Below are 24,010 nucleotides of genomic sequence, written 5' to 3' on the forward strand. Positions count from 1 at the left end.
CGCCTGCTGGTCGGACAGCCTCCAGAGCGTCCGGGTCATGGAGACGGTGCTGGAGGACGTCGGCGCCGGGCGTCCGATCGATGTCCTGGTGGAGCTGGGCGCCGTCGGCGGGCGAACCGGTGCCCGCGACCTGGCCACGGCCCGCGCCGTCGCCCGGGAGATCGTCGCGAGCCCCCACCTCCGCCTCGTCGGCGTCGGGGGATACGAGGGTGCGCTCGCCCACGACCGGAGCCCCGAGGCTCTCGCGGCGATGAAGACCTATCTGGATGCCCTCGTCTCCCTGCACGAGGAACTCGCCGCCGCGGGTTCCTACGGTGACGTCGTGCCGATCATCACGGCGGGCGGCAGCGCCTTTTTCGACCTCGTGGCGCTGGCCTTCTCCGCCGTCTCGGGACCGACGGTCAAGCTGCTGCGCTCCGGGGCGTATCAGGCGCACGACGACGGCTTCTACCGTGGCATCTCGCCGTTCGTTCAACGGGAGACCGACCGGCCGTTCCGTGCGGCCATCCACGCCTGGGTGCGGGTGCTGTCCCGGCCGGAGCCGGGCCTCGCCATCTTCGACGGCGGCAGACGCGACCTGCCCTACGACGACGGCCTGCCCCGTGCCCAGCTCGTCGCCGGGGCGACGGATGCCGAGAGCCGTCGTCTGCTCGACGGCAGCACGGTGATCGCGCTCAACGACCAGCACGGGTTCCTCCGGCTCGCGGACGCGGTCGCCGACCCCGCCGTGCTCCCCGTCGGGTCGGTGCTCCGGCTCGGGCTGTCGCATCCGTGCAGCGCCTTCGACAAGTGGCGGCTCATCCCGATGACGGAGGACTCCGACGGTCTCGCGTCCCGGGTGGTCGACTTCGCCGAGACCTGGTTCTGACCGGCGTCGTCTGCCGCGCACGTAAACTTGCCCTGTGTCGACCCTCTCTGACCTCGTTCTCGCCCAGGGCCGCTCCGACGAGGCGGATGTCGAGTGGCTCCATCTGCTCGTCGGCGACTGGCAGTTGCTCGCCGACCTCGCCTTCGCCGACATCGTGCTCTGGGTGCCCACCCAGGACGGCACCTTCGTCGCGGTCGCCCATGCGCGGCCCTCGAGTTCTGCCACCCTCTTCTACCGCGACTTCGTCGGTCAGGACATCAAGCCGGAGTGGAAGAGCCAGGTGACGGATGCCTTCGAGTCCGGCCAGATCGTCGACTCGGCGTCCCCGGACTGGTACGAGGAGACCCCGACCAGGGTGCGCGCCGTTCCCGTGCTGCGTCGGCTGTCGGTCAGCGGGGCCGAGACGACGGCGCATCCGATCGCGGTCATCAGCCGGCACACCAACCTCAGCGAAGCGCGCACGCCGAGCCGGCAGGAGCTCACCTTCAACGAGTGCGCGAACGATCTCTTCGCGATGATCTGCGCCGGCGACTTCCCCGATCTCGGGGCGCCGACGGGGCCGCGGCGGGGGGCACCGCGCGCATCCGACGGTCTGCTGCGACTGGACGTCGACGGGGTCGTCACCTTCGCGAGCCCCAACGGGCTCTCGGCATTCAACCGGATGGGATTCGTCGGCGAGCTCGAGGGGGAGTCGCTCGCCGAGGTGACCACCTCGCTGCTCACCGGGAAGCTCATCGTCGACGAGTCGCTGCCGCTGGTGGTCACGGGCAGGGCGCCGTGGCGAACGGACATCGAGGCGAAGGGGGTCACGGTGTCGCTGCGGGCCATCCCGATCAGGGACAGGGGCGAGCGGATCGGCGCCATCGTGCTCTGCCGGGACGTGACCGAGCTGCGGCACCAGGAGCGCGAGCTCATCACCAAGGATGCGACGATCCGCGAGATCCACCACCGGGTGAAGAACAACCTGCAGACGGTGGCGTCCCTGCTGCGGATCCAGGCGCGTCGTTCGCATTCGGACGAGGCCAGGGAGTCGCTCAACCAGGCCATGCGCCGGGTGGCGGCGATCGCGGTCGTCCACGACACCCTCAGTGAGGGGCTCAACCAGAACGTCGACTTCGACGTGGTGTTCGACCGCGTGCTCAAGCTCATCGCGGAGGTCGCCTCCACACACGGCACCAAGGCGCATCCGACTCTCTCTGGCAGTTTCGGCGTGCTGCCGAGCGAGTACGCGACGCCGCTGTCGCTCGCCCTGACGGAGCTGGTCACCAACGCCGTCGAGCACGGGCTGGCGGGGCGCGAGGGGAACGTCGAGATCATCGCCGAGCGCACCGAGGAGACCCTCAGCGTGCAGGTGCGGGACAACGGCAGCGGGCTGCCGGAGGGCAAGGTCGGCGCGGGACTCGGCACTCAGATCGTGCGGACCCTCATCCAGGGGGAGCTGGGCGGCACCATCGACTGGCACACGCTCGTCGGGGACGGGACGGAAGTGACCATCGAGGTTCCACTGGCCTGGCTGACCAGGAGCTGAGATCGAGGGGCGGGGAAGTGGTGAGCCGGCGGACCGGCGGACTGCCTAGGAGGCTCGGCGTGCCCTGGCGGCGCGGCGCTTGAGGGCGCGGCGCTCGTCCTCGCTGAGGCCGCCCCAGACACCGGAGTCCTGGCTGGTCTCGAGCGCGTACTGGAGGCACATCTCGGTCACGCTGCACCTGGCGCAGACGGCCTTCGCCTTGTCGATCTGGTCGACGGCCGGACCGGTGTTCCCAACAGGGAAGAAGAGTTCGGGGTCGGCCGTGAGACAAGCGGCTTTGTCGCGCCAATCCATCTGAGGGTGCTCCTTTTGTTGCAGAACGCAGGGCCATGGAGCCCTGTGCAGAGGTCGAAAGACCAAGATTCGGGTAGAGAATGAGGAGTTTCGGGATCTGCTCACCGCCCTGTGAGCGCAAATCAACCTCACATAGAATCTCATATTGGTTGTAGCAAATCAATAGTTTTGTCGAGGGATGTAGCTGTGAACGAACCACGAACATCGCATAGACCGTTCCTTCTTGTGGCGCTGTCCGCGCTGCTGTTCCTCGAATGCGCTCTGCTCGTGGCGGTCAGCGTCTACCTCCTGTTCGAACTGCTCGTCGCCTCGCCGGACTCCTCCGCGAGCGGAATCGCGATCCTCGTGCTCGCTGTCGTGGCGGCCATCTGGCTCGGGACCATGGCCGTGCACACCCTGCTGGGGCGACCCTGGATCAGGGGGGCGGCCGTCGTCTGGCAGGTGCTCCAGATCGCGATCGCCGCCGGCAGCTTCCAGGGACTTTTCGCCAGGCCCGACGTTGGCTGGCTGCTGCTCGTGCCCGCCATCCTCGCGCTCGTGCTGCTGTTCACACCTCCCGTGATCGCCGCGACGAGGCGGATCTAGGCTCCGGTAGTCCGCTTTCGCCGCCCCTCCCGCGCAGAGCTCCCGCCCCCTGCGCATAACTCCTGCAGATTTTCCCGCGCCCGGGTCTGAGCACCGGAAACACGGGCGTCTCGGGCGATTCCGGCGCGAATTGCAGGAGTTATGCGCACCGCACCGACGCGTTTGTGCCTGCCGGCGTGATCGGCGAGGGCTCAGGCGTCGAGGCCGAGCCTCTTGCGGAGCATGGCGACGTGTCCCGTCGCCCTGACGTTGTAGAGCGGCAGCACGATGCGGCCGGTCTCGTCCAGCACGAAGGTGGAGCGGATCGTGCCCGTCACCGTCTTGCCGTACAACGACTTCTCGCCGTACGCGCCGTAGGCCTTGTGCACCGTGAGGTCGGCGTCGCTGAGGAGGGGGAAGTTCAGCCCCTGCTCCTTGCGGAACCGTTTCAGGGTATCCGTGCCGTCCTTCGAGATTCCGAGCACCTGGTAGCCGGCCGATTTCAGCGAGTTGATGTTGTCGCGGAAGTCGCAGGCCTCCTTCGTGCAGCCGGGTGTGCTCGCGGCCGGATAGAAGTAGACGATCACCTTCGTGCCCGCGTAGTCGGCGAGGGAGACCTGCGCTCCGTCCTGGTCGGCGAGGGTGAAGGCGGGGGTCGCGTCTCCGGCCTCGAGCCTGGTGGATGTCGGCATCGGTTCTCCTCGATCGTGGTCGCTGGGCGCGTTCGATTCTAGGGAAAGAGCGGGCCGTTTCGTCGCTCGGGCGCCCGGTTGGCGAGGGTGGCATGCTCGATGCTAATGTTGACCTTCGGTTCCGGGTTCGTCTCGGACAGCCATGCACCTCTAGCTCAATTGGCAGAGCAACTGACTCTTAATCAGTGGGTTCCGGGTTCAAGTCCCGGGGGGTGCACCACTGTTTGGTCTTTGCCCCGGATGATTCCATCATCAACGAGGTTGATGAAGCCCAACGATTCCACGTCCGGGCGCCAATGGTTCTTGCACTGGCGCGCTGGCGCACAGGCCGAGCTCGCCGTGTGCGGGGCCTTGAGGCGGCAACTCGACCTGGGCCGTTGGCGACCCGTCCGCGGCGGTCGATCGCCGCATCCGCCGCCCCCGTTCGGCACCTGAGCGCGAAACTCCTGCCGTTGTTGTGTCAGATGCCCGATGCCGGCGGTGAGCAGCACCGTGGCGATGCCGCATCGGCCGGGCCTGCCGGTCGGGTCGCCGTCGAAGACGCGGGGACGGGCCTCGAATCGTCCTGGGCCGGGTAATCGTCGAGAAGTTGCACGCAGGATTGTGCACAAGGCTTCCCCGTGTGACCGACAGGCCGGAGGCGGCGGAGAACCGCTTCCGGCCGTCCCTCAGGCGTCCAGATCGGTGCCGAGGTACTCCACAAGGGTATCCAGGCTCGTGTCGGAGCCGGCATCCTCGGAGGCGAGTGTAACCTCGTCGCCGTTCTGGATCTGCAAGGAGAGGATGCCGATGATGCTGGCCGCCGACACCGGTACCCCTCCCTTTTTGGCGATGGTGATCTTCGCGGGCTGGGCCGCGGCGGCCTTTACGAAGAGGGCGGCGGGCCGGGCGTGCAGGCCGTTGGCGGTCGTGATGGTCAGGTTGCGTTCTGGCATGGTGTCCTTTGTCGTGGTTTTCGGGGTGATTCTCTGGTATTCAGCTCAGGTCTGCACCATTGCTCGCAATGACCTTCTGATACCAGAAGAAGGAGTCCTTGCGATAGCGGTCGCGCGTGCCGTCTCCCTCGTCGTCCTGGTCGACGTAGATGAAGCCGTAGCGCTTGGACATCTCGGAGGTGGAGGCGCTGATGATGTCCATCGCTCCCCAGGTGGTGTATCCCATCACATCGACGCCGTCGAGAATCGCCTCGCGCACCGCCAGCAGGTGGTCGCGCGTGTAGGCGATGCGGTAGTCGTCATGCACACGACCGTCGGCGGTGAGGGTGTCCCGCGCACCCAGCCCGTTCTCCACCACGAACAGCGGCACCTGGTAGCGGTTCCACATGTCGCGCAGGGCGAACCGCAGGCCGGAGGGGTCCAGCTGCCAGCCCCACTCCGTCACGGCCAGGTGGGGGTTCTTGACCGTGCTGAACAGGTTGCCGCCGGTGGAACCGTACTTCTCCGGTGTCGTGGACGAGACCAGTGTCATGTAGTAGCTGAACGAGAGGAAGTCCACGGTGTTCTCCCGGAGCAGCTGCTCATCGCCGTCGCGCATCCTCACCTCGATGTCGTGGTCACGCCAGTAGCGCTTCAGCAGCCCCGGATACGAGCCGCGCACCTGGACGTCGCTGAAGGCGAGGTTGAGGTCGTTGTCCGTCTGCGAGAGCAGCATGTCGTCGGGGGAGGAGGTCGCCGGGTAGTGCAGCATCCGCGCGAGCATGCATCCGATCTTGAACCGCGGGTTGATCTCGTGAGCGCGCCTGGTGACGATCGCGCTCGCCAGGAACTGGTGGTGCAGGCCCTGGTAGGCCCTCTGCTTCCAGTCCTCTCCGCGATCGGTGATGATCCCGGCGCCGGTGAACGGCTCGATGGTGGTGGTGTTGATCTCGTTGAAGGTCAGCCAGTAGGTGACGACGTCGCGGTAGCGGGTCATCACCGTGTCGGCGTAGCGGGCGAACAGGTCGATGACCGCGCGCGACTCCCATCCGCCGTACTTCAGCACCAGCGTCATCGGCATCTCGTAGTGCGAGAGGGTCACCAGCGGTTCGATGTGATGCCTACGTAGTTCCGCGAACACGTCATCGTAGAAGGCCAACCCAGCCTCGTTCGGCTCGGCATCATCCCCGTTGGGGAAGATGCGCGACCAGGCGATCGACAGGCGCAGCGTCGTGTAGCCCATCTCGGCGAACAGGGCGATGTCCTCCCTGTAGCGGGAGAAGAAGTCGACGCCGTAGCGCTTCGGGTAGCCCTTCGTGCCCGGCGTGGCCATCGCCGTCGCGATGGTCTCCCGGGAGACGTGCATGAGGTCGACCAGGTCGCCGTAGTCCTTCTTGGCGCGGTATGGCGTCATGTCGGAGGTCGACAGCCCACGGCCGCCCGCGTCGAAGCCGCCCTCGGCCTGGCTGGCCGCGAAGGCGCCTCCCCAGAGGAAACCCGCCGGAAAAGAGGGGGCGCTCATGCGGAGACCTTTGGCTTGGCGGTGACGGTGAGGATGCTTTCCCCGCGGTGGACGGCGCCAGTCGCGGTGACCGCGACCGCGGCATAGTCGTCAGTGTTGGTGACGATCATCACGGTGACCGGGTCGTGATCGGCGGACACGGCGGCGAGGTCGAAGTTCACCAGCGGCTGACCGGCGGTGACATGGTCGCCGGTCGCCACGAGGGCGGTGAACCCGGCACCCTGGAGGTTGACGGTGTCGATGCCGATGTGGAGGAGCACCTCCGCGCCGTTGTCGCCGCGGATCGCGACGGCATGACCGGTGGGGAACATGGTTGCGACGGTTCCGGAAAGCGGGGCGACCAACTCGCCGTCGCTGGGGACGATGGCGGCGCCGAGACCGAGAACCGCACCGGCGAAGGTGGCATCGTTCACACTGGAAAGGTCGACGGATTCGCCGTTCAGCGGGGCGACCAGCGAGAACGCCGCGTCCTCCGAGACCGAGACGGGGGCGGTCGCGGCCTCGAGATCGGCCGCGGCGACGGCGGCGTCCTCGGTGAAGCCGAGGAGGAGGGTGGCGACGGTCGCGACGACGAAAGCGACGATGAGCGAGACGAGCGCCCAGCCGAAGGTCGCACCGACGAGCGCGGGCAGCCCGGGGATGCCGCCGTTGGCGGCGAGCACGTAGGCCTTCACGCCGAAGCCCATGGCGATGGCACCTCCCGCGGCCGAACCGATCATGCCTCCGACGAACGGCCTCTTGAAGCGCAGGTTCACGCCGTACATCGCAGGCTCCGTGACGCCCATGAGGGCGGTGAAGCTGGTGGACAGCGCGAGCGACTTGAGCGACTTGGACCTGGTCCGCAGCGCGACGCCGAAGGCCGCGCCGGCTTGGCCCATGTTCGAGACGTACGTCAGCGGAAGGAACTTGTCGAAACCGAGCGTTGCCAGGTTGGTGATGATGAACGGCACCAACGCGTAGTGCATTCCGGTCATGACGATGAGGGGGAGCAGGCCGCCGAGGATGATGCCGGCGAAGACCCCACCGTTGTCGAGCAGCCAGTTGATGCCCCCGGACAGCCCGTCGCCGACGAAGCTCCCGAGAGGTCCGAGAAGGATGAGCGTGACCGGTACCACGACGATGAGCGTCACCAGAGGAACCACCAGCGTCTTGATCGCACCGGGCGTGATGCGGTTCATGCCTCGCTCCACCCAGGACATCAACCAGATCGCCAGCAGGATCGGGATGACGGTCGATCCGTAGCTGACCGCCGTCACCGGCACCCCGATGAAGTCGACCGCCTTGCCTGCTCCGAGCAGCGCCACCAGGTTCGGATAGAGCAGCGCGCTGGCGACACCGAGGGCGACGAACATGTTCGCACCGAACTTGCGGGCCGCGCTCGCGGCCACCAGCATCGGCAGGAAGTAGAAGACCCCGTCGGAGATGGCGGTCAGGATCGCGTAGGTGTCGGTGGTGTTGCTCACCCAGCCGAGGCTGACGAAGAGGGCGAGGAAGCCCTTGAGCAGGCCGGCGCCGGCGATGGCGGGAAGGATCGGCGCGAAGACGCCGGCGATGAAGTCGAGCAGACGGCTGAACACGTTGCTGCGCTTCTCCGGCTCCGCGGGGACGGTCGCCGTCGTGCCCGCGGCGGAGGGAGCACCGCTGCCGCCCGGCACCATCGTCTTCAGGGCCGGAAATCTCGCCGTCATGGCCTCAAAGACACGGGCGACATCGTTGCCGACGATCACCTGGAACTGCCGTCCCTGGATGTTCGTCCCCATCACAGGACCGATGGCCGCGAGGGCGGTCTTGTCCGCCAGGCTGTTGTCGACGAGATCGAACCGGATCCGGGTGACGCAATGGTAGGCCGAGCGGATGTTGTCCATCCCTCCGACCGCCGCGACGATCTCGGGGGCGTCCTTTTCGTACTTCATGGTGATTCATCTCTTCTCTGAGGGCGTGCCGGATTTCGGCCGCGACTATCGGGAACGAAGGCGGGTGGTACGGGGAGGGGTCAGAGCATCCGCTCGATGTGCAGGGCGAGGTAGAGCTGCTCGGAATGGGACATCGAGTAGCCGTGGGTCCTCTGCACGTAGTGGTCGACTTTGTCGATACACCGCAGGATCTCGGGATACTTGTCCTTGATGAAGTCGTACAGCGACTCATCGTCTCTGTCGGTGGTCTCACCGAGCACGACACGCTGGCAGAAGAACTTCACGTGCGTGATGAAACGGAAGTAGCGGATGCTCTCCTCGTCGTATTCGAGAGCGAAGTGGTACTTGATGATGCTCGCCACACCGCGCGTGAGCTCCATCATGGCGCCGACATCGGAGAAGCTGTCGCCGATCTCGGCGTTGACGAAGTGGAGGGCGACGTTGGTGGTCTCCTCCTCGGGGAAGTCGATGCCCAGCTGCTCCTTGAGCAGGCCCATCGCCTGGGTGGCTACCGCATACTCGTCCCGGTAGAAGGTACGTACCTCCACAGTCAGCGGGTTGCGCAACAGCATTCCGGTCTCCATGCGCTGCCGCGCGAAGGAGAGATGATCCGCGAGCGAGATGTAGATGCTGTCGCTCAGCGTGCGGTCCAGGCTGGCACGGGCGAGGCGCACGATGTCGTCGGTGACGTGGAGGACATCGGCGGAGATGGTGGCGACGACATCACGGAACCGGTCGTTCATCGCGCTGTCGCGCAGGTGGAACGTCTTCTCGATCGACTCGTCGCGAAGGACATCTCCGTGGCGGGCGTTGAATCCGATCCCCTTGCCGAGCAGGATGACTTCGCTGCCATCGGCGTCTTGGGCGCTGACAACGCTGTTGTTGAATATCCGCTGGACGATCATGAGCACCTCTGGGCAAATACGGAGTCGGTCGCACCATCATTGGTGCGCCGTCGGTATTGCCCGCATGACGCGGTCACAAGCCTGCATGGAGACTAGCACAGTGGAGCGGCGGTTCGCGCTCGACGGCACGACGACCGGCGAACCGGTCGGCGGGAACGGCGTCCGGTGTGCTCCAGGGGCGAAGCTCTCCGATCGCACGGATCGCGGTCGTTGAGAGCTTGGCCGGCGCGCTCGATGCCCCCTTTGACAAACGCGGGCGGGGCCATCTACTCTACCAATTGAAGCGCTTCATTTTTCTGGAAGCCGTGGCAATGCGGCCCGACACGAAGGGCGAAGCGCCTCATAACCAATCCCCAGCGAGGCACCGAGGGCGGTGTCATCGCGAATCTGGAAGGAAGTCAAAGATGACTCAGCGGAGAGAGAAGCTGGATCCCCGTTATTGGAAGCTCGCATCGGTCGCCGGCATCGCGTCGTACCTCGACGCCGCTCTACTGGTATCGGCGGGAGTGGCGCTTGCCCTGTGGCAGAAGGAGTTCGACCTCAACGTCTGGTGGACGGGCGCCGTCACAGCGATTCTGGCGCTCTCGGTCGCGGCCGGTGCGCTCTTCGGCGGGAGGATCTCCGATCGTCTCGGTAGGACGGCAGTGTTCAACATCGATATTCTGTTCGTCGCCATCGGAGCGGCACTGATCGCGCTTGCGCCTAACCTGACGGTTCTCGTCGTCGGCCTCATCGTTGCCGGGCTGGCTTCCGGCGCAGATCTGCCGACGTCGCTCGCGGTCATCTCCGAACGCGTCCCGCGTCGGGCCCAGGGCAGGGTCATTGCATTCACTCAAGTGTTCTGGGTGGCGGCCATCGTCATCACCCAAGGGCTTGGTTTCGTCGTCGCTGGCATCGGCACCACGGGCATTCGCGTCCTGTTCGCCTTGATCGCCGTGGTCGCCGTGGTGACCTGGCTGATTCGAATCGCCAGCCCCGGGTTCCACAAACTTGAAAGCGAACTGGCGTCGGAATTCGCGCAGGAACAGGTCGACGACAACGTGGTCGACGTGCAGAAGGCCTATCCCCTCGGCCAGCTCCTTCGGAACCCCCGGTACCTCACGCCTCTCATCGGTCTGTTCTTCTTCTACCTGTTCTGGAACCTGCCGGCGAACACCTGGGGCACGTTCCTGAACTACTTCCTGGTCACCGTGGGTGGGCGTTCACAAGGCTTCTCCACCGGAGCCGCCTTCTTCGCGAACATCCTCGGCGTTCTCGTGCTCTTCCTGATCTACATGCGGTTCGGCGATACCAAGCACCGCTACACAATGATGCACGTCGGTCTGATCTGCTGCATCCTCTCGTTTGCGTTCTCGGCGTTCTTCGGCGGATCGTGGTTCATCTTCACCATCTGCTATTTCGTTTACTGCGGGGCGAATATGCTGCAGGGGGAACCGCTCTACAAGATCTGGAGCCAGGAGCTCTATCCGGTCAACGCTCGAGCCACGGCGACGGGGTTCACCTACGCGCTCGTCCGTTTCGTCTCGGCGATTTTCGGCTTCCTCACCCCGGCCATCATGGCCAAGTCGCCCACATTGCTGCTCTGGATGCTCGTCGCATTCCTCTGCATCGCCTATGTCGCGGCGCTCGGAATCACTCGATTCATCAAGCACAACGATGTTCCCGATCCGGCCCTGAACGCGCCTTTCACTGATATGGGGGACGCCATGCCCGTTCGGTAGGACACGCGTGAAGGATCTCCAAGAACCACTAGCGATCAGAAAGAAGATGACACGTGGACGCCGCCGCCTCGCCGCGCACGACCCCCTGCAGTATCGAGGAGGTCCGAATCGAGCACTTCTCCGGTGATGTACTGGGGATGGGCTGCGAATCGCCCCGGCTCTCCTGGAAATACCGCGGATCGATCGAACTGCTTCCCGAAGACGCCGTGGTCGAGATCCGGCTCCGTCGCTTATCTCCGGATGGTGCTCTGCTCTCCGAGGAGACCGTGGAACGCGCCATCGCATCGTCCACGCTGTGCCCGTGGCCGTTCGAGCCGCTGAAGTCACGCGAGCAGGCAATCCTCTCAGCGAGGGTATTCGCCGGTTCGGCCCGCGGATCTCTTGGGGCGAATCAAGGGTGGTCGCGACCAGTCACGGGAGAGGTGGGCCTCCTGCTGCCGGGAGACAGAAAGGCGGCCATGGTCGGGCCGGCCTGGGCGGAGCCGTGGAGCGACTGCCGCCACGCGCCCCAGGTGCGGACCACTTTTGTTCTCGCGTCCGCGCCGGTTCATGCGCGGCTCTATCTGTCGGCTCACGGCCTCGTCGAGGGTGAGGTCAACGGTCGCAGGGTCGGGGAGGACATCCTGACTCCCGGCTGGACGAGTTACGGAGACAGGCTGACCTACTCGACCTTCGACGTGACAGGTCTGCTCCGGGCAGGCGGCAACGGGATGGGATTCTGGTTAGGAGACGGCTGGTATCGGGGCAGGATCGGGTTCAAGGGTGGAGCGGTCGACACCTACGGGTCACGGCTGGGGGTCTGGGCTCAGCTTGAACTCGCCTATGCCGATGGTTCGACCGAGACGATCTCGTCGAACGCGTGGGACGGCCGATGGCAGGCCCGAAAGGGACCGATTGCCTTCAGCGGCCTGGTCGAGGGCGAACGCTATGACGCCCGGCTGGAAGAGCTGGGTTGGTCGTCTGGTCGCCTCGACGAGACGGGAATCGGGTGGGAGCGGGTCACTGAACTACCCTTCGATGTGATGGTTCTCGAGGAGACGAGAACGGCCGCCGTGCGCAAGACCGGAGAACATCGTCCCGTGGCCATCACCGACCTCGGCGAGGGGCGATTCCTCCTGGACTTCGGACAGAACTGTTCGCAGAGACTGCGGCTGCGCCTGACCGGGTTCGAGGCGGGTTCGACGGTGACGGTCCACCACGCAGAGGTCCTCGAGCGGGACGGATCGCTCGCGACTCGCCCGCTTCGGCGAGCGGTTCAAGTCGATTCCTACACCTCCAATGGTCAGGATGCGGAATGGGAGCCCCGGTTCACCCTGCATGGATTCCGTTATGCCGAAATCGAGGGGTGGTCCGACACCATGACCGCGGACGACGTCTGGGCCTGCGTCTATGGATCCGACATGGAACGGACCGGATGGTTCGAATGTTCCGATCCCGACATCACTCAGTTGCACTCGAACGTGCTCTGGTCGATGCGTTCCAACTTCGTCTCCGTGCCCACCGATTGTCCGCAGCGCGACGAGCGTTTCGGATGGACGGGGGACATTGCCGTCTTCGCGGAGACCGCCGCGTTCCTCTACGACACCCAGGACTTCTTGTCGAACTGGCTCGTCGATGTCGCATCCGAGACCGAGCGCTGGGGGACGGTCCCGTACTACGTCCCCTTCGTCCCGCTGGGGGAGTGGCGTGTCCCCGAGGCGATCGCGATCTGGGGCGACGCCGCCGTCTTCGTCCCCTGGTCGCTCTACCTGGCCGGCGGCGATGTCCAGAGGCTCGCGGAGCACTATCCTCTGGCGGCGGCGTGGGTCGACGAGGTGACCGGTTATCTCTCGGATGACGGCGTCTGGGATCGCCGGCCGAACCTGTTCAGCGGGCAACTCGGAGACTGGCTGGACCCGAGTGCGCCTCCGGAGGATCCGGCCCTGGCGTTGACGGAGAAAGAGCTTGTCGCGACGGCCTTCTTCGCCCGATCCTGCGGCCTCCTCTCCCGCATGGCCGAGGCCATTGGGAAGCCGGCTGATGCCAAACGCTATCGGGACCTCGCCGGTCACGTTCGGGAGGGTTTTGTCGAACGCTTCCATCGCTCGGACGGCACGATGACCTCTGACACCCAATGCGCGTACGCCCTCGCCATTGTTTTCGGCCTGCTGGTCGGCGTTCCCGACGCGGAGCGCTCGGCCGGCGTGAGGCTGGCTGAACTGGTGCGCCAGCAGGGGTATACGGTCGCCACCGGCTTCGCAGGGACTCCGTACGTTCTCCCGGCTCTGTCATCGACCGGACACCTGGAGGATGCCTACGCCCTGCTGCTGTCGAAGGACTGTCCCTCGTGGCTGTATCAGGTCTCCATGGGTGCGACGACCACGTGGGAACGCTGGGACTCCCTGCTGCCCGACGGGTCGGTGAATCCGGGCGACATGACGTCGTTCAACCACTATGCACTCGGTTCCGTGGCCGAATGGCTCCACGAGGTCGTCGGCGGACTGAGTCCGATCGAACCCGGGTGGAAGGTATTCCGGATCGCTCCGCAGCCTGGCGCCGGGATCGACCACGCAGAGGTGGCGCACGAGACGCCCTCCGGGCGAGCACGCCTAGCCTGGCGTTGGCAGGCAGGGCTACTGAGTCTCGATGCGACAGTTCCACCGGGCACTCTCGCCGTTCTCGAGGTCGGTGGTCGTTCGGAGACCCTGCGAGGGGGCCGTCATCAGCGTTCCTACGAATGGGAACCTGCACCGTCCCTGGCAGCGGCTGAGGGAATGTCGGGGGTCTAAGATCGACTTCGTGTCGGCCGTGACCATCAGTGAAGTCGCACGCTGGGCGGGTGTCTCGATCGGCACCGTCTCGAACGCGCTCAATCATCCTGATAAGGTCCGACAGGTGACGCGCAAACGCGTCGAGCAGGCGATCGTCGAACTGGGATTCGTCCCCAATCACAACGCTCGGACGCTCGCGGGCGGCCCTAACCCCACGTTCGGCCTCATCTTGACGGGTCTCGACCATGGCATGACCTTGCAATTGGCTCAGGGGGCCCAGGACGCGGCGCACCACAAGGGATTCGAGCTTCTGATCGCCAGCGTCGACAACAACGATGTGCTCGAAAACCGATACCTCGACTACTTTGTCGGTGCGCAGATGGCCGGGCTCCTGCTCGAACCTCGGGCGGACAGCAAATGGCGGCTAGGCGCAGAGGGCAAGATCCCCAGCGTTGCTCTCGACGTGCGCGGCGACCCCGCGGATGGGTGTTCTGTCGCCGCCGACAACCTGCAAGAAGGACGTCTCGGCGCACAGCATGGTCTTGCATTGGGGCGCGAGAGAATCGCCGTGGTGACCTCGCCGGACCCGATCCGATCGCTGATCGAACGTCTTGATGGCATCAGGGCGGTTCTCGGTTCGGCGTCCGTCGCCGAGGCCGAAGAGCACATCGTCCCGATGTGGCGCGACCGCGATTCGGCGAGAGAGCTCGGCAGGACTCTTGGGCGTCGCGACAAACGGCGCCGACCTGACTTCATCATCGGTCTCACCGATGTCCTGGCCGCCGGTATCATCGACGGCCTTCTCGACGAGGGTGTCCGCGTGCCAGAGGATGTTGCCGTGATGGGATGCGACGGCAACCAGATGGCGTGGGACGGCCCGATTCCGATGACCACCATCGTTCCTCACGGCTACAGGATGGGGGTCAGCGGTGTCGAACTCCTCACCGCGGAGCTCACGGAGGCCGGGGCGCATCACCACACATTCGATCTGATCGAGCCGGAGCTTCTCGTGAAGGAGAGCACGGTCGGACGCCCGACCCCACGCTGAGGTTCTTCGGGTATGCCGACGGTCAGCGGTGCGTCCCCGGCGGGACCACCGCGATCGGGCAGGGCAGCTCCATGAGCAGGTCGTGTCCGATCGAGCCGAGCAGGAAGCCGGACAGCGGGCCGCGACGGTGCGTTCCCACGACGACCAGGGAGGCCTTGCTCGCCTCCTCGGCCATGACGGAGGAGGTGTCGCCCCGGTGGAGGCGCTGCTGGACGGTCAGCTGGGGATGGGCCCGGCGAATCGTGGCGGCGTTGTCATTGAGCAGTTGACGATTGAACTTCTCGGTGTCGGGCTGGAGGTATCCCCGGCCGAGGAGGTACAGGTCCATCATCGCCGAAACCTGCCATGCCCGGGCGATGCGGAGGGGCTGTTTCGACGACTCCGCCTGACGCACCGCGAAGAGCAGCGCGTCGGCATCCGTCTCGTCCCCCTGCCCGACGACGACGGCGTCGCCGTGATGCGTCCAGCCCTTCGGCACGATGACCAGGGGACTGTGCACGGAGTCGGCGAGCTGCAGGGAGAGTGTGCCGTGGACGAGACCGGCGGCCGCCTTCGGCTTGTCGGAGCCGACGATCAGCATGACGGCGTCCTCGGAGGCGTTGACGAGCTCGGCCCGACGGCGGCCGCGACGGAGCACCGAGACGGCATGGACGGACGGGGCGGCATGGGCGACCCGCTCGACGGCGTCGTCCAGGACACCGTGCAGGCGTGGCGCGAGCCGCTCCAGCTCATCCGGGGAGGCGTGATCCACGTCCAGGACGCAGACGATCTCCAGGTCGAGCGACAGCGCGACGGCCGCGTCGATGGCCCAACCCAGGGCGGCTTCCGAGGCGATTCCTCCGTCGATGGCAACAACAGCTTTTCGTGTCACGATCCTTCTCCTTTGAATGATTCGTACAACACCCTTAGTGTGCCACCGACAAGGGTTCCGAACAGGACCGAAAGTCCCTTCCGTCCGCGCCAATTTCGTGCGGGGTCCGAGTGGTGCCGGTGCGACAGCCGTCCCTGGGCCGAGCGGGGCCTCGATCAGGCGACGAGTCGCGCTGGATCGGTCTCGGTCTCCTCCGCCTGCTGCACCATGTGCCAGCGCTCGGGGGAGACGGATGCCCGGGCCGGCGCGGTCCCTTCCACGGCGGGCGGGTTCGCGGCGGCGGGAGTCTCCTCCGCCGCGAGCGCGGTCTCCAGAGCGACCTCGGGCGCCTTCGCGTCGGCGGCCAGGATGCGTGCCGTGATGTCGCGGGCGATCGCCTCGGCGACGGTCTCCGAGAAGAAGGCGTCGCTGTCGCTCCTGCGGAAGGAGACCGTCCAGGTGCCGCCGGCTCCGAGCGTCTTCAGCATCCCCTCGCGGACGAGTTCGTAGAGGTCGCGCTCGACCTGTGCCGGGTCGCGCGGGGCTGGCTCCTGGCCGGGCTCCTGGGCCGCCGAATCTCCACGACTGTGTCGCCGTAACCTGACTCGCACGGTTCCCCCTTCACGCTGAGGCGGATGATTGTGCTCAGTATCGGTCATCCGCCGGGTGGATGACCGGCGACACGCCGTGCACGGCCGCGGACAGGCACGGGCTACTTGGTGTCGAAGACCTCCTCCTCCATTGCGTCGTAGCCCTCGACCTGGGGATCGCCATGCAGCCCACCGCTCAGCGCGTATTCCTCCTCCGGCGAGAGCACGAGCCGGTTCCGTCCGACCACCGCGAAGACGAGGATGCCGATGACGAAGATGACGAGGAAGGTGATGACCGCGAGCTGGAAGGTCGGCGCGATGACGATCCCGAGGAACGCGCCGAAGGCGATCACCCCGGCGACGACGGCGCCGGCCACCCCGGTGGGGCTCAGATACGGCCGCTTCGCGTTCGGGAACCTCCGGCGCAGCACGATGAAGGAGACCATCTGCATCATGTAGGAGATGACGGCGCCGAAGACGGCGATGAACAGGATGACGCCGGTGACGGCCCCGGCGATCGAGGGCACTGCCTGGCCGATGATGGTGACGACGAGCAGGATCACGAAGCCGATCGCGCCGCCGACGAGCAGCGCGACCCACGGGGTCTGGTGCTTCTTGCCGGTGAGGGAGAGGAACTTCGGGTAGTAGCCGGCCCTGGACAGCGAGTACATGTTGCGCCCGTAGGCGAACATGATGCCCTGCAGCGAGGCGAGCAACCCGATGAGCGCGAAGAGGGCGAGGATGGCGGCGACGTTGTCCGGCAGGAAGGCCCGGAAGCCGGCGAGCAGCGGTTCGTCCCCGTCGCCCGGCGAGACGGTGAGATCCTTCGAGCCGGTGACCGCGGGGTTGAGGAACAGGACGAGCAGACCGAAGAACGCGAGCGTGACGATGCCCCACACGCCCGCCCTCGGGATGTCCTTCGCCGGGTCGGTCGCCTCCTCGGCCGCGAGCGGCAGCTCCTCGATGCCGAGGAAGAACCAGATGGCGAACGGGAGCGCGAACAGGATGCCGATCCCGCCGAACGGCAGGAAGTTCGAATGGCCGGCGTCGGCCTCGATGTCGAACAGCCGCGAGAAGTCCACGGCGCCGTTCGCCAGGGCGAGGACGACGAAGACGAGGATGACCAGCATCGAGACGATGGCGACGATGAGGGCGAACCGGAATCCGACTGACGCACCGAGCGAGTTCAGCCCGATGAAGATCGCGTAGAGGATGATCCACCAGAGCCAGCCGGGAAGGGATGCGCCGGTGAGGTCCTTCAGGATCTGGTCGGCGTACGAGGCGGAGAACAGCACGACGACAGCCGTGGTCACGACGTATTCGATCGTCTCGGCGAGCCCGGTGACGAAGCCGCCCCACGGGCCCATCGCCGCCCGGGAGAAGGAGTATGCGCCGCCGGTGTGCGGCATGGCCGCGGACATCTCGCCGATCGAGAAGATCATCGTGAAGTACATGACGATGATGATCACGGTGGCGATGAGCAGGGCCCCCCACCCCGTCGTCGCGAGCCCGACATTCCATCCGGAGAAATCGCCGGAGATCACCGCGGCGATGCCGATGCCCCAGATCCTCCAGAAACCGGCGGTTCGTTTGAGGCTGCGCTTCTCGAAGTAGCCTTCGGCCGCCTTCGTATAGGTCACGCCGCCGCGGGCGCCGTCAGGGGACTTGTGGTCAGCCATGCATTCCTCCAGAACGAGATCATCGGGTGGTGAAGTGCTGCCGGGCGGCCGCCCAGGCCTATCGGACGAGCATGGCGTTTATTGGTCAAAAAAATCTACCTTTAGATGTAAACAGCTTGTTACAGAGTGGCCGTTTTCGCCCGCTGACGACATGGTGTAATGGTCGAGAAGATCGTTGGCCGTCGAGGGGAACCGTCATGGCAGCTCGGACCGGAATGCTGACAACGCAGGAACTCAACGCTCTCATCGACGTCGGGGAGATCGACACGGTGATCGTCGCCTTCACCGACATGCAGGGCCGGCTGGTGGGCAAACGCACGTCCGCGCGGCTGTTCAAGGAGGAGATCAGCGGTCACGGTGCCGAGTGCTGCAACTACCTGCTCGCGGTCGACGTCGAGATGAACACCGTTGACGGCTATCGCATCTCGTCGTGGGAGCGGGGCTACGGGGACATGGCCATGATCCCCGATCTCTCGACGCTCCGCCTCGTCCCCTGGCTTCCGGGGACCGCGCTCGTCCTGGCCGACCTGACCTGGCTGGACGAGACCCCGGTGGCGCCCGCACCCCGCGAGATCCTCAAACGACAGAGCGACCGGCTCGCAGCGAAGGGGCTCGTGCCCTACGTCGGCACCGAGCTCGAGTTCCTCGTCTTCGACGAGAGCTACCGGGATGCCTGGGGCAAGGGCTACCGGGATCTGAAACCGGCGAGCGACTACAACATCGACTACGCCCTGCTGGCCTCGACGCGGATGGAGCCGCTGCTGCGGGACATCCGGGTGAGCATGGAGGGCGCCGGCATGTACTGCGAGGGGGCGAAGGGCGAGTGCAACCTCGGCCAGCAGGAGATCGCCTTCCGCTACGAGGACGCGCTGACCACCTGTGACAACCACTCGATCTACAAGAACGGTGCGAAGGAGATCGCCGACCGTCACGGCAAGGCGCTGACCTTCATGGCGAAGTTCAACGAGCGCGAGGGCAACTCCTGTCACATCCACATCTCGCTTCGCGGCGCCGACGGCGGCGCGGTGTTCGCCGACGAGGAGGACGAGCTCGGGATGTCGGCGATGTTCCGCCACTTCATCGCCGGTCAGCTGAGGACGATGCGCGAGCTGACCCTGTTCTTCGCGCCCAACATCAATTCGTACAAGCGCTACGTCGACGGCAGCTTCGCGCCGACCGCCGTCGCCTGGGGCCTCGACAACCGCACCTGCTCGCTGCGGGTGGTCGGCCGGGGGCTCGGGATGCGCGTGGAGAATCGCGTGCCCGGCGGCGACGTCAACCAGTACCTCGCGGTCGCCGCCCTCATCGCCGGCGGCCTGTACGGCATCGAGCACGAACTGGAGCTCGAGCCGCTGGTCGAGGGCAACGCGTACGGCAGCGATGCCCCACGGGTGCCGACCACCCTGCGCGAGGCCGCCGAGCTGTTCGGACGGTCGGAGATCGCCAGGGAGGCCTTCGGGGCGGACGTCGTCGAGCACTATCTCAACAACGCCCGCATCGAGATCGAGGCCTTCGACGCCGCGATCACCGACTGGGAGAGGGTGCGGGGATTTGAGCGACTCTAGGCCGCCCCTGATCGGGGTGACGACCTATCTCGAACGGTCGCAGAGCGGGGTGTGGGATGTGCCGGCATCGTTCCTGCCGAAGGTCTACCTCGACGCGGTCACCGCGGCGGGCGGCATCGCGGTGCTGCTTCCCCCGCAGCCGGTCACGGCGGAGATCGCCGGACGGGTCATCGACGGCATCGACGGACTGGTCGTCGCCGGCGGCAGGGACGTCGACCCGGCACGATACGGCCAGGAGCGTCATCCCCTCACCGACGAGTCCCGCCCGGACCGGGACGCGTGGGAGACAGCGCTCTTCGCGGCGGCGATCGACCGGGACGTGCCCTTCCTCGGCATCTGCCGGGGGCTGCAGGTGCTCAATGTCGCGCTCGGCGGCAGCCTGCACCAGCACCTGCCTGAGGTGGTCGGATCGCTGCGCTACAGCGGAGAGGCGGGGGTCTTCGCGCGGAACGAGGTCGAGCTCGGCGAGCGGGGGATCGTGCCGACGCTCCTGGCCGACACCCCGGTCCTCGAGATCAAGTCGTATCACCACCAGGCCATCGATCGACTCGGCGACGGGCTCGTGGTGACCGCCCGCTCCGACGACGGAACGGTGCAGGCGATCGAGGTGGGCTCCGTGCGATTCGGGGTCGGGGTGCAGTGGCACCCGGAGCAGGTTCCCGACGATCTGCGGCTCTTCGAGGGTCTCGTCGACGCCGCACGGAAGGCGAAGGAATGACCTCGACGACGATCATCAACCCGGCGACGGAGGACGAGCTGCAGACGGTGGAACACGCCACCGTCGATCGAGTGGACGAGGCGGTCGCCGACGCCCTCACCGCCCAGAGACGCTGGGCAGCGGTCGCGCCGGCGGAACGGGCGGAGGCCCTGCGGCGCTTCGCCGCCGCGGTGGATGCGGATGTTGAGAACCTCGCGCGGCTCGAGGTGGCCAACTCCGGGCATCCGATCGGCCAGGCGCGCTGGGAGGCCGGCCACGTCCGCGACGTCCTGACCTATTACGCCGCGGCTCCCGAACGGATGATCGGCAGGCAGATCCCGGTGGCGGGCGGCCTCGACGTCACCTTCCTCGAGCCGATCGGTGTGGTCGGCGTGATCGTGCCCTGGAACTTCCCCATGACCATCGCGAGCTGGGGTTTCGCCCCGGCGCTCGCCGCGGGCAACGCCGTGCTCCTCAAACCGGCGGAGTGGACGCCGCTCACCGCCATCCGGCTCGGCGAGCTCGCCATCGAGGCGGGTCTGCCCGCGGGACTGTTCCAGGTGCTTCCCGGCCGCGGCGACGTCGTTGGCACACGGTTCGTCACGCATCCGGACGTGCGCAAGGTCGTCTTCACCGGATCGACGGCGACGGGCAAGAGGGTGATGGCCGGATGCGCGGCGCAGGTCAAGGCGGTCACCCTGGAACTCGGCGGGAAGAGCGCGAACGTCGTCTTCGCCGACTCGGATCTCGAGAGGGCGGCGGCGACGGCACCGCACGCGGTCTTCGAGAACGCCGGACAGGACTGCTGCGCGCGCTCGAGGATCCTCGTCGAGCGCGGGGTCCTGGACAGGTTCCTGGAGCTGCTGGAGCCGGCGGTGAAGGGGGTCAGGGTCGGCTCCCCGGAGGACGAGGCCACCGAGATGGGGCCGCTCGTCTCCGCGGCTCACCTGGCCAAGGTGCGATCGTACGTGCCGGACGACTCCCAGGTGGCCTTTCGCGGCACCGCGCCGGAGGGGGCCGGATTCTGGTTCCCTCCGACCGTGCTGCTGCCCGGTTCCCGCACCGATCGCACCGTGACCGACGAGATCTTCGGGCCGGTCGTGACCGTGCTGCCCTTCGACGACGAGGCCGATGCGATCGCTCTCGCGAACGCCAGCGAGTACGGCCTCTCCGGCTCGATCTGGACCCGCGACGTCGGCCGCGCCATCCGTGTCTCCCGCGGCATCGAGAGCGGCAACCTGTCGGTGAACTCGCATTCCTCGGTGCGCTATTCGACCCCGTTCGGCGGCTTCAAGCAGAGCGGCCTCGGGCGGGAGCTCGGGCCGGATGCCGCAGCGTCCTTCACCGAGACCAAAAACGTCTTCATCAGCACCGACTAATCTGCAGTACGGAAACAGGAGCACCACATGGCAGTAACGAGGATCGATCTCACCCAGCGTCTTGCGGGCAAGGTCGCGGTGATCACCGGCGGCGCGAGCGGGATCGGTCTCGCGGCGGCGAGACGACTCGCCGCGGAGGGGGCCAGGGTCGTCATCGGCGATCTCGACCCCGTGGCCGGTGAGGCGGCCGCCCTGGAGGTCGAGGGACTGTTCGTGCCGGTGGACGTGGCCGACGAGGAGCAGGTCGACCGACTGTTCGAGACCGCGAACGAGACCTATGGCTCGGTCGACATCGCCTTCAACAACGCCGGCATCTCGCCTCCGGACGACGACTCCATCGAGACGACGGAGCTGCCGGCCTGGCAGCGGGTGCAGGACGTCAACCTCAAGTCCGTCTACCTCTGCTCCCGCGCGGCGCTCCGGTACATGGTGGCCCAGCAGTCGGGGTCGATCATCAACACGGCGTCGTTCGTGGCCGTGCTCGGCTCGGCGACCAGCCAGATCTCCTACACCGCCTCGAAGGGCGGGGTGCTCGCGATGAGCCGGGAGCTCGGTGTGCAGTTCGCCAGACAGGGCATCCGGGTGAACGCGCTGTGTCCGGGCCCGGTGAACACTCCACTGCTGCAGGAGCTCTTCGCCAAGGACCAGGAGCGGGCGCAGCGCCGCCTCGTCCACATCCCGAAGGGACGCTTCGCGGAACCGGAGGAGCTCGCCGCCGCGGTCGCCTTCCTGGCGAGCGACGACGCCTCCTTCATCACCGGCTCCACGTTCCTCGTCGACGGGGGCATCAGCGCCGCCTACGTCACCCCGCTCTGATGCCGGTCCTCTGATGTCCGCGGGTGAACACCAGGCGCGGCCCAGCCTCGCCGGCGACGCGCTCTTCCGACCGGTCCGGGCCGGCAACGCCTTCGAGGAGACGGTGAGCCGGCTGCTGCAGACCGTGCGCCTCGGCGTCGTCGCCCCCGGCGAGGCGCTGCCCGCGGAGCGCGAGCTCGCCGCGCGGTTCACCGTGAGCCGGGACACCGTGAGGGATGCCATCCGCGCGCTTGCGGAGGCCGGCTTCCTGGTGCCCCGCCGCGGTCGGTACGGCGGCACCTTCGTCGTCGAGCCCCTCCCCTCGCGGGACGCCGCGATCGAGGGCTTCGCTCCCGTGGCCGAGGAGGAGCTGGAGGACGTGCTCACGCTGCGGGAGATCCTCGAGATCGGCGCGGCAAGGGCGGCGGCGGCCAGGAGCCTGTCCGCCACCGATCGCGAACTGCTCTGGAGCAGGCTCCGCGAGGCGGCGGTCTCCTCGTTCGAGGACTACCGCCGCCTGGACTCCCGGCTGCACCTGACGATCGGCGAACTCGTCGGCTCCGCGTCGCTCGTTCCCCTGCTGGCGGAGAACCGGATGCGGCTGAACGAGCTGCTCGACTCCATCCCGCTGCTCCAGCCGAACATCGATCACTCCAACGAGCAGCACGAGGCGATCGTCATCGCGATCCTCACCGGCGACGCCGACCGGGCCGCGATCGCCATGCGGGAACACCTGGAGGGCTCAGCCGCGCTGCTCCGCGGTTTCCTGGCCTGAGCCCGCGTGGCTGGTGTCGAATCAACCGTGTCGCGGCGGGAGACGGATCACTCCGCGGCAGTGCCGTTCTTCGGAGTGCGGGGCGTGCGCGGCCTGCTCGGCGCCCTGGTGGTCCTCGCGGCCGGCGCGGGGGACGTTGTCGCCGCGGGAGTCTCCGACGGTGCCACGGGGGCTGCGGGAGGAACGACGGAACTCGCGGCCGGCGGCGCTGGCTCGGCAGGGGCCGGCGTCACCGGACCCTGCGGCTGGACCGGTGCGACGGGGGTCGCCGGCTGGTTCTTCGCGATGTAGATCTGTGCCGCGTGTGTGCCCACGAGCAGGAAGCGGACGAGGAGGAAGATCAGCCCGATGACCACGGCGAGGGCAAGCAGGCAGAAGAACGCCCAGACGATGAGACCGGCGAATCCGAGCACTCCCGCGCCGAATCCGTTCATGCCGGGAATCAGCGGGTTGTTCATCATTTGGTGTCCTCCAGTGCTTCGAGCTCTTCTTCGCGCTGCGCGTCCTGAGACGCCTTGATCACGTTGCCGACGGCGATCGCCACGGATGCGCCCCAGCTGACCCACATGAGCACCAGCCGCCAGTCGCGCGGCCCCTTCCGCTGTGTCCTCAGCACGCTCCATCCGCCGAAGACGGCGCTGATCAGGCTGCCATTGAAGATGTATTTGCGCAACGGATCCTCCAGGGTCGTGGGTTTCCACGCTACCCCGTCGAACCGGGCGGGCACACCCGTTCGCCGACGGCGATCGGATGCCGAAACCGCTCCGCTGCGAGAAGGCAAGAGGCGTTGGGAACCACAAGCTGAGCGAATCCTGCCAAGAAACTGTCAAACTGACCGATCGGACAGTTTCTGACCGATCGGTCAGTTACGGTCGAAGCATGTCGACGTCATCCGAAGACCTGCGCGCGATCGCGCTCGCCGAATTCACCACCGCGGGGTATGCCGCGACCTCGCTGCATC

The 24,010-nt window shown here is 66.6% G+C and carries 23 protein-coding genes and 1 tRNA gene; 13 read left to right on the forward strand and 11 right to left on the reverse strand.

What is annotated here, in order from left to right:
* Positions 1-868: amino acid deaminase (locus VGC18_RS03445; protein WP_331094251.1), on the forward strand; the 868-nt coding region annotated here is incomplete at its 5' end.
* A 34-nt stretch (positions 869-902) separates the two neighbouring features.
* The gene (locus VGC18_RS03450; protein WP_331094253.1) at positions 903-2,396 is read left to right on the forward strand and encodes a sensor histidine kinase; all 1,494 of its coding nucleotides are present in this window, start codon (positions 903-905) and stop codon (positions 2,394-2,396) included.
* Between the two features lie 45 nt (positions 2,397-2,441).
* On the opposite strand, the gene VGC18_RS03455 is transcribed toward VGC18_RS03450, so the two are convergent.
* Positions 2,442-2,690, reverse strand: coding sequence for a WhiB family transcriptional regulator (locus tag VGC18_RS03455; RefSeq protein WP_147784762.1), 249 nt, complete (start codon positions 2,688-2,690; stop codon positions 2,442-2,444).
* A 186-nt stretch (positions 2,691-2,876) separates the two neighbouring features.
* On the opposite strand from VGC18_RS03455, the gene VGC18_RS03460 reads away from it, so the two are divergent.
* Positions 2,877-3,275 carry a hypothetical protein gene (locus VGC18_RS03460; protein WP_331094258.1) on the forward strand — a complete coding sequence of 133 codons (399 nt, stop codon included), beginning with the start codon at positions 2,877-2,879 and terminating at the stop codon, positions 3,273-3,275.
* Positions 3,276-3,466: 191 nt separating this feature from the next.
* Here the strand turns inward: VGC18_RS03460 and bcp are convergent, their stop codons facing one another.
* The gene (gene bcp / locus VGC18_RS03465; protein ID WP_331094260.1) at positions 3,467-3,946 is read right to left on the reverse strand and encodes a thioredoxin-dependent thiol peroxidase; all 480 of its coding nucleotides are present in this window, start codon (positions 3,944-3,946) and stop codon (positions 3,467-3,469) included.
* A gap of 144 nt (positions 3,947-4,090) precedes the next feature.
* Here bcp and VGC18_RS03470 point away from each other — a divergent pair.
* Positions 4,091-4,166, forward strand: a tRNA-Lys gene (locus VGC18_RS03470).
* A gap of 448 nt (positions 4,167-4,614) precedes the next feature.
* Here the strand turns inward: VGC18_RS03470 and VGC18_RS03475 are convergent.
* The 4 genes from VGC18_RS03475 to licT all read right to left on the reverse strand — a co-directional run bounded on the left by VGC18_RS03475 (position 4,615) and on the right by licT (position 9,200).
* Positions 4,615-4,881: an HPr family phosphocarrier protein gene (locus VGC18_RS03475; protein WP_331094262.1), complete on the reverse strand. Its 267-nt coding sequence runs from the start codon at positions 4,879-4,881 to the stop codon at positions 4,615-4,617.
* 40 nt (positions 4,882-4,921) lie between these two features.
* Positions 4,922-6,382 (reverse strand): glycoside hydrolase family 1 protein, encoded by a 1,461-nt coding sequence (locus VGC18_RS03480; RefSeq protein ID WP_331094264.1) that lies wholly within the window; start codon positions 6,380-6,382, stop codon positions 4,922-4,924.
* A complete protein-coding gene (locus VGC18_RS03485; protein ID WP_331094265.1) occupies positions 6,379-8,295 on the reverse strand; it encodes a beta-glucoside-specific PTS transporter subunit IIABC in 1,917 nt (638 codons plus the stop codon). Before VGC18_RS03485 ends, VGC18_RS03480 begins: the two co-directional genes overlap by 4 nt.
* 80 nt (positions 8,296-8,375) lie before the next feature.
* On the reverse strand, positions 8,376-9,200 hold the full coding sequence (gene licT, locus VGC18_RS03490; protein WP_331094267.1) for a BglG family transcription antiterminator LicT: 825 nt from the start codon (positions 9,198-9,200) through the stop codon (positions 8,376-8,378).
* Positions 9,201-9,478: 278 nt separating this feature from the next.
* Here licT and VGC18_RS03495 point away from each other — a divergent pair, with 278 nt between their 5' ends.
* The 3 genes from VGC18_RS03495 to VGC18_RS03505 are packed head-to-tail and all read left to right on the forward strand — an operon-like array spanning position 9,479 to position 14,719.
* Entirely contained in the window at positions 9,479-10,921 is a 1,443-nt protein-coding gene (locus VGC18_RS03495) for an MFS transporter (protein WP_331094269.1), read from the forward strand.
* A 53-nt stretch (positions 10,922-10,974) separates the two neighbouring features.
* Positions 10,975-13,689: a family 78 glycoside hydrolase catalytic domain gene (locus VGC18_RS03500; RefSeq protein ID WP_331094271.1), complete on the forward strand. Its 2,715-nt coding sequence runs from the start codon at positions 10,975-10,977 to the stop codon at positions 13,687-13,689.
* A 19-nt stretch (positions 13,690-13,708) separates the two neighbouring features.
* Entirely contained in the window at positions 13,709-14,719 is a 1,011-nt protein-coding gene (locus tag VGC18_RS03505; RefSeq protein ID WP_331094273.1) for a LacI family DNA-binding transcriptional regulator, read from the forward strand.
* Between the two features lie 22 nt (positions 14,720-14,741).
* Here VGC18_RS03505 and VGC18_RS03510 read toward each other — a convergent pair whose 3' ends face one another.
* The 3 genes from VGC18_RS03510 to VGC18_RS03520 all read right to left on the reverse strand — a co-directional run bounded on the left by VGC18_RS03510 (position 14,742) and on the right by VGC18_RS03520 (position 17,838).
* The gene (locus VGC18_RS03510) at positions 14,742-15,590 is read right to left on the reverse strand and encodes a universal stress protein (RefSeq protein ID WP_331094275.1); all 849 of its coding nucleotides are present in this window, start codon (positions 15,588-15,590) and stop codon (positions 14,742-14,744) included.
* Positions 15,591-15,745: 155 nt separating this feature from the next.
* Positions 15,746-16,180, reverse strand: coding sequence for a hypothetical protein (locus tag VGC18_RS03515; RefSeq protein ID WP_331094277.1), 435 nt, complete (start codon positions 16,178-16,180; stop codon positions 15,746-15,748).
* A 101-nt stretch (positions 16,181-16,281) separates the two neighbouring features.
* Positions 16,282-17,838: an amino acid permease gene (locus tag VGC18_RS03520; protein ID WP_331094279.1), complete on the reverse strand. Its 1,557-nt coding sequence runs from the start codon at positions 17,836-17,838 to the stop codon at positions 16,282-16,284.
* A gap of 197 nt (positions 17,839-18,035) precedes the next feature.
* Here VGC18_RS03520 and VGC18_RS03525 point away from each other — a divergent pair, with 197 nt between their 5' ends.
* Genes VGC18_RS03525 through VGC18_RS03545 form a run of 5 tightly spaced genes read left to right on the forward strand, consistent with a single transcriptional unit; the run spans position 18,036 to position 23,049 of the window.
* Positions 18,036-19,403: a glutamine synthetase family protein gene (locus tag VGC18_RS03525; RefSeq protein WP_331094281.1), complete on the forward strand. Its 1,368-nt coding sequence runs from the start codon at positions 18,036-18,038 to the stop codon at positions 19,401-19,403.
* Complete coding sequence (locus VGC18_RS03530; protein WP_331094283.1) at positions 19,390-20,121, forward strand: gamma-glutamyl-gamma-aminobutyrate hydrolase family protein; 732 nt, start codon at positions 19,390-19,392, stop codon at positions 20,119-20,121. The genes VGC18_RS03525 and VGC18_RS03530 overlap by 14 nt, the downstream gene beginning before the upstream one ends.
* Positions 20,118-21,479: an aldehyde dehydrogenase family protein gene (locus VGC18_RS03535; RefSeq protein ID WP_331094285.1), complete on the forward strand. Its 1,362-nt coding sequence runs from the start codon at positions 20,118-20,120 to the stop codon at positions 21,477-21,479. Before VGC18_RS03530 ends, VGC18_RS03535 begins: the two co-directional genes overlap by 4 nt.
* 27 nt (positions 21,480-21,506) lie before the next feature.
* Positions 21,507-22,295, forward strand: a complete 789-nt coding sequence (locus VGC18_RS03540) for a 3-oxoacyl-ACP reductase (protein WP_331094287.1) — start codon at positions 21,507-21,509, stop codon at positions 22,293-22,295.
* A 13-nt stretch (positions 22,296-22,308) separates the two neighbouring features.
* On the forward strand, positions 22,309-23,049 hold the full coding sequence (locus VGC18_RS03545) for a FadR/GntR family transcriptional regulator (protein ID WP_331094289.1): 741 nt from the start codon (positions 22,309-22,311) through the stop codon (positions 23,047-23,049).
* A 47-nt stretch (positions 23,050-23,096) separates the two neighbouring features.
* On the opposite strand, the gene VGC18_RS03550 is transcribed toward VGC18_RS03545, so the two are convergent.
* Together VGC18_RS03550 and VGC18_RS03555 are read right to left on the reverse strand one after the other, a co-directional pair.
* Positions 23,097-23,510 (reverse strand): hypothetical protein, encoded by a 414-nt coding sequence (locus VGC18_RS03550; RefSeq protein WP_331094290.1) that lies wholly within the window; start codon positions 23,508-23,510, stop codon positions 23,097-23,099.
* Positions 23,507-23,722 carry a hypothetical protein gene (locus tag VGC18_RS03555; RefSeq protein ID WP_331094292.1) on the reverse strand — a complete coding sequence of 72 codons (216 nt, stop codon included), beginning with the start codon at positions 23,720-23,722 and terminating at the stop codon, positions 23,507-23,509. Before VGC18_RS03555 ends, VGC18_RS03550 begins: the two co-directional genes overlap by 4 nt.
* A gap of 77 nt (positions 23,723-23,799) precedes the next feature.
* Here VGC18_RS03555 and VGC18_RS03560 point away from each other — a divergent pair.
* On the forward strand, positions 23,800-24,010 hold a 211-nt coding region (locus VGC18_RS03560), incomplete at its 3' end, for a hypothetical protein (RefSeq protein ID WP_331094294.1).

It is taken from the genome of Lacisediminihabitans sp. (assembly GCF_036404185.1).
In the GTDB taxonomy this organism is placed as follows: Bacteria; Actinomycetota; Actinomycetes; order Actinomycetales; family Microbacteriaceae; genus Lacisediminihabitans.

Coding starts and splice junctions, on each gene's coding strand:
- VGC18_RS03475 (WP_331094262.1), bottom strand. CDS start 4,881: ATGCCAGAACGCAACCTGACCATCACGACCGCCAACGGCCTGCACGCC.
- VGC18_RS03550 (WP_331094290.1), bottom strand. CDS start 23,510: ATGATGAACAACCCGCTGATTCCCGGCATGAACGGATTCGGCGCGGGA.
- VGC18_RS03545 (WP_331094289.1), top strand. CDS start 22,309: ATGTCCGCGGGTGAACACCAGGCGCGGCCCAGCCTCGCCGGCGACGCG.
- VGC18_RS03525 (WP_331094281.1), top strand. CDS start 18,036: ATGGCAGCTCGGACCGGAATGCTGACAACGCAGGAACTCAACGCTCTC.
- bcp (WP_331094260.1), bottom strand. CDS start 3,946: ATGCCGACATCCACCAGGCTCGAGGCCGGAGACGCGACCCCCGCCTTC.
- VGC18_RS03540 (WP_331094287.1), top strand. CDS start 21,507: ATGGCAGTAACGAGGATCGATCTCACCCAGCGTCTTGCGGGCAAGGTC.
- VGC18_RS03520 (WP_331094279.1), bottom strand. CDS start 17,838: ATGGCTGACCACAAGTCCCCTGACGGCGCCCGCGGCGGCGTGACCTAT.
- licT (WP_331094267.1), bottom strand. CDS start 9,200: ATGATCGTCCAGCGGATATTCAACAACAGCGTTGTCAGCGCCCAAGAC.
- VGC18_RS03535 (WP_331094285.1), top strand. CDS start 20,118: ATGACCTCGACGACGATCATCAACCCGGCGACGGAGGACGAGCTGCAG.
- VGC18_RS03485 (WP_331094265.1), bottom strand. CDS start 8,295: ATGAAGTACGAAAAGGACGCCCCCGAGATCGTCGCGGCGGTCGGAGGG.
- VGC18_RS03455 (WP_147784762.1), bottom strand. CDS start 2,690: ATGGATTGGCGCGACAAAGCCGCTTGTCTCACGGCCGACCCCGAACTC.
- VGC18_RS03480 (WP_331094264.1), bottom strand. CDS start 6,382: ATGAGCGCCCCCTCTTTTCCGGCGGGTTTCCTCTGGGGAGGCGCCTTC.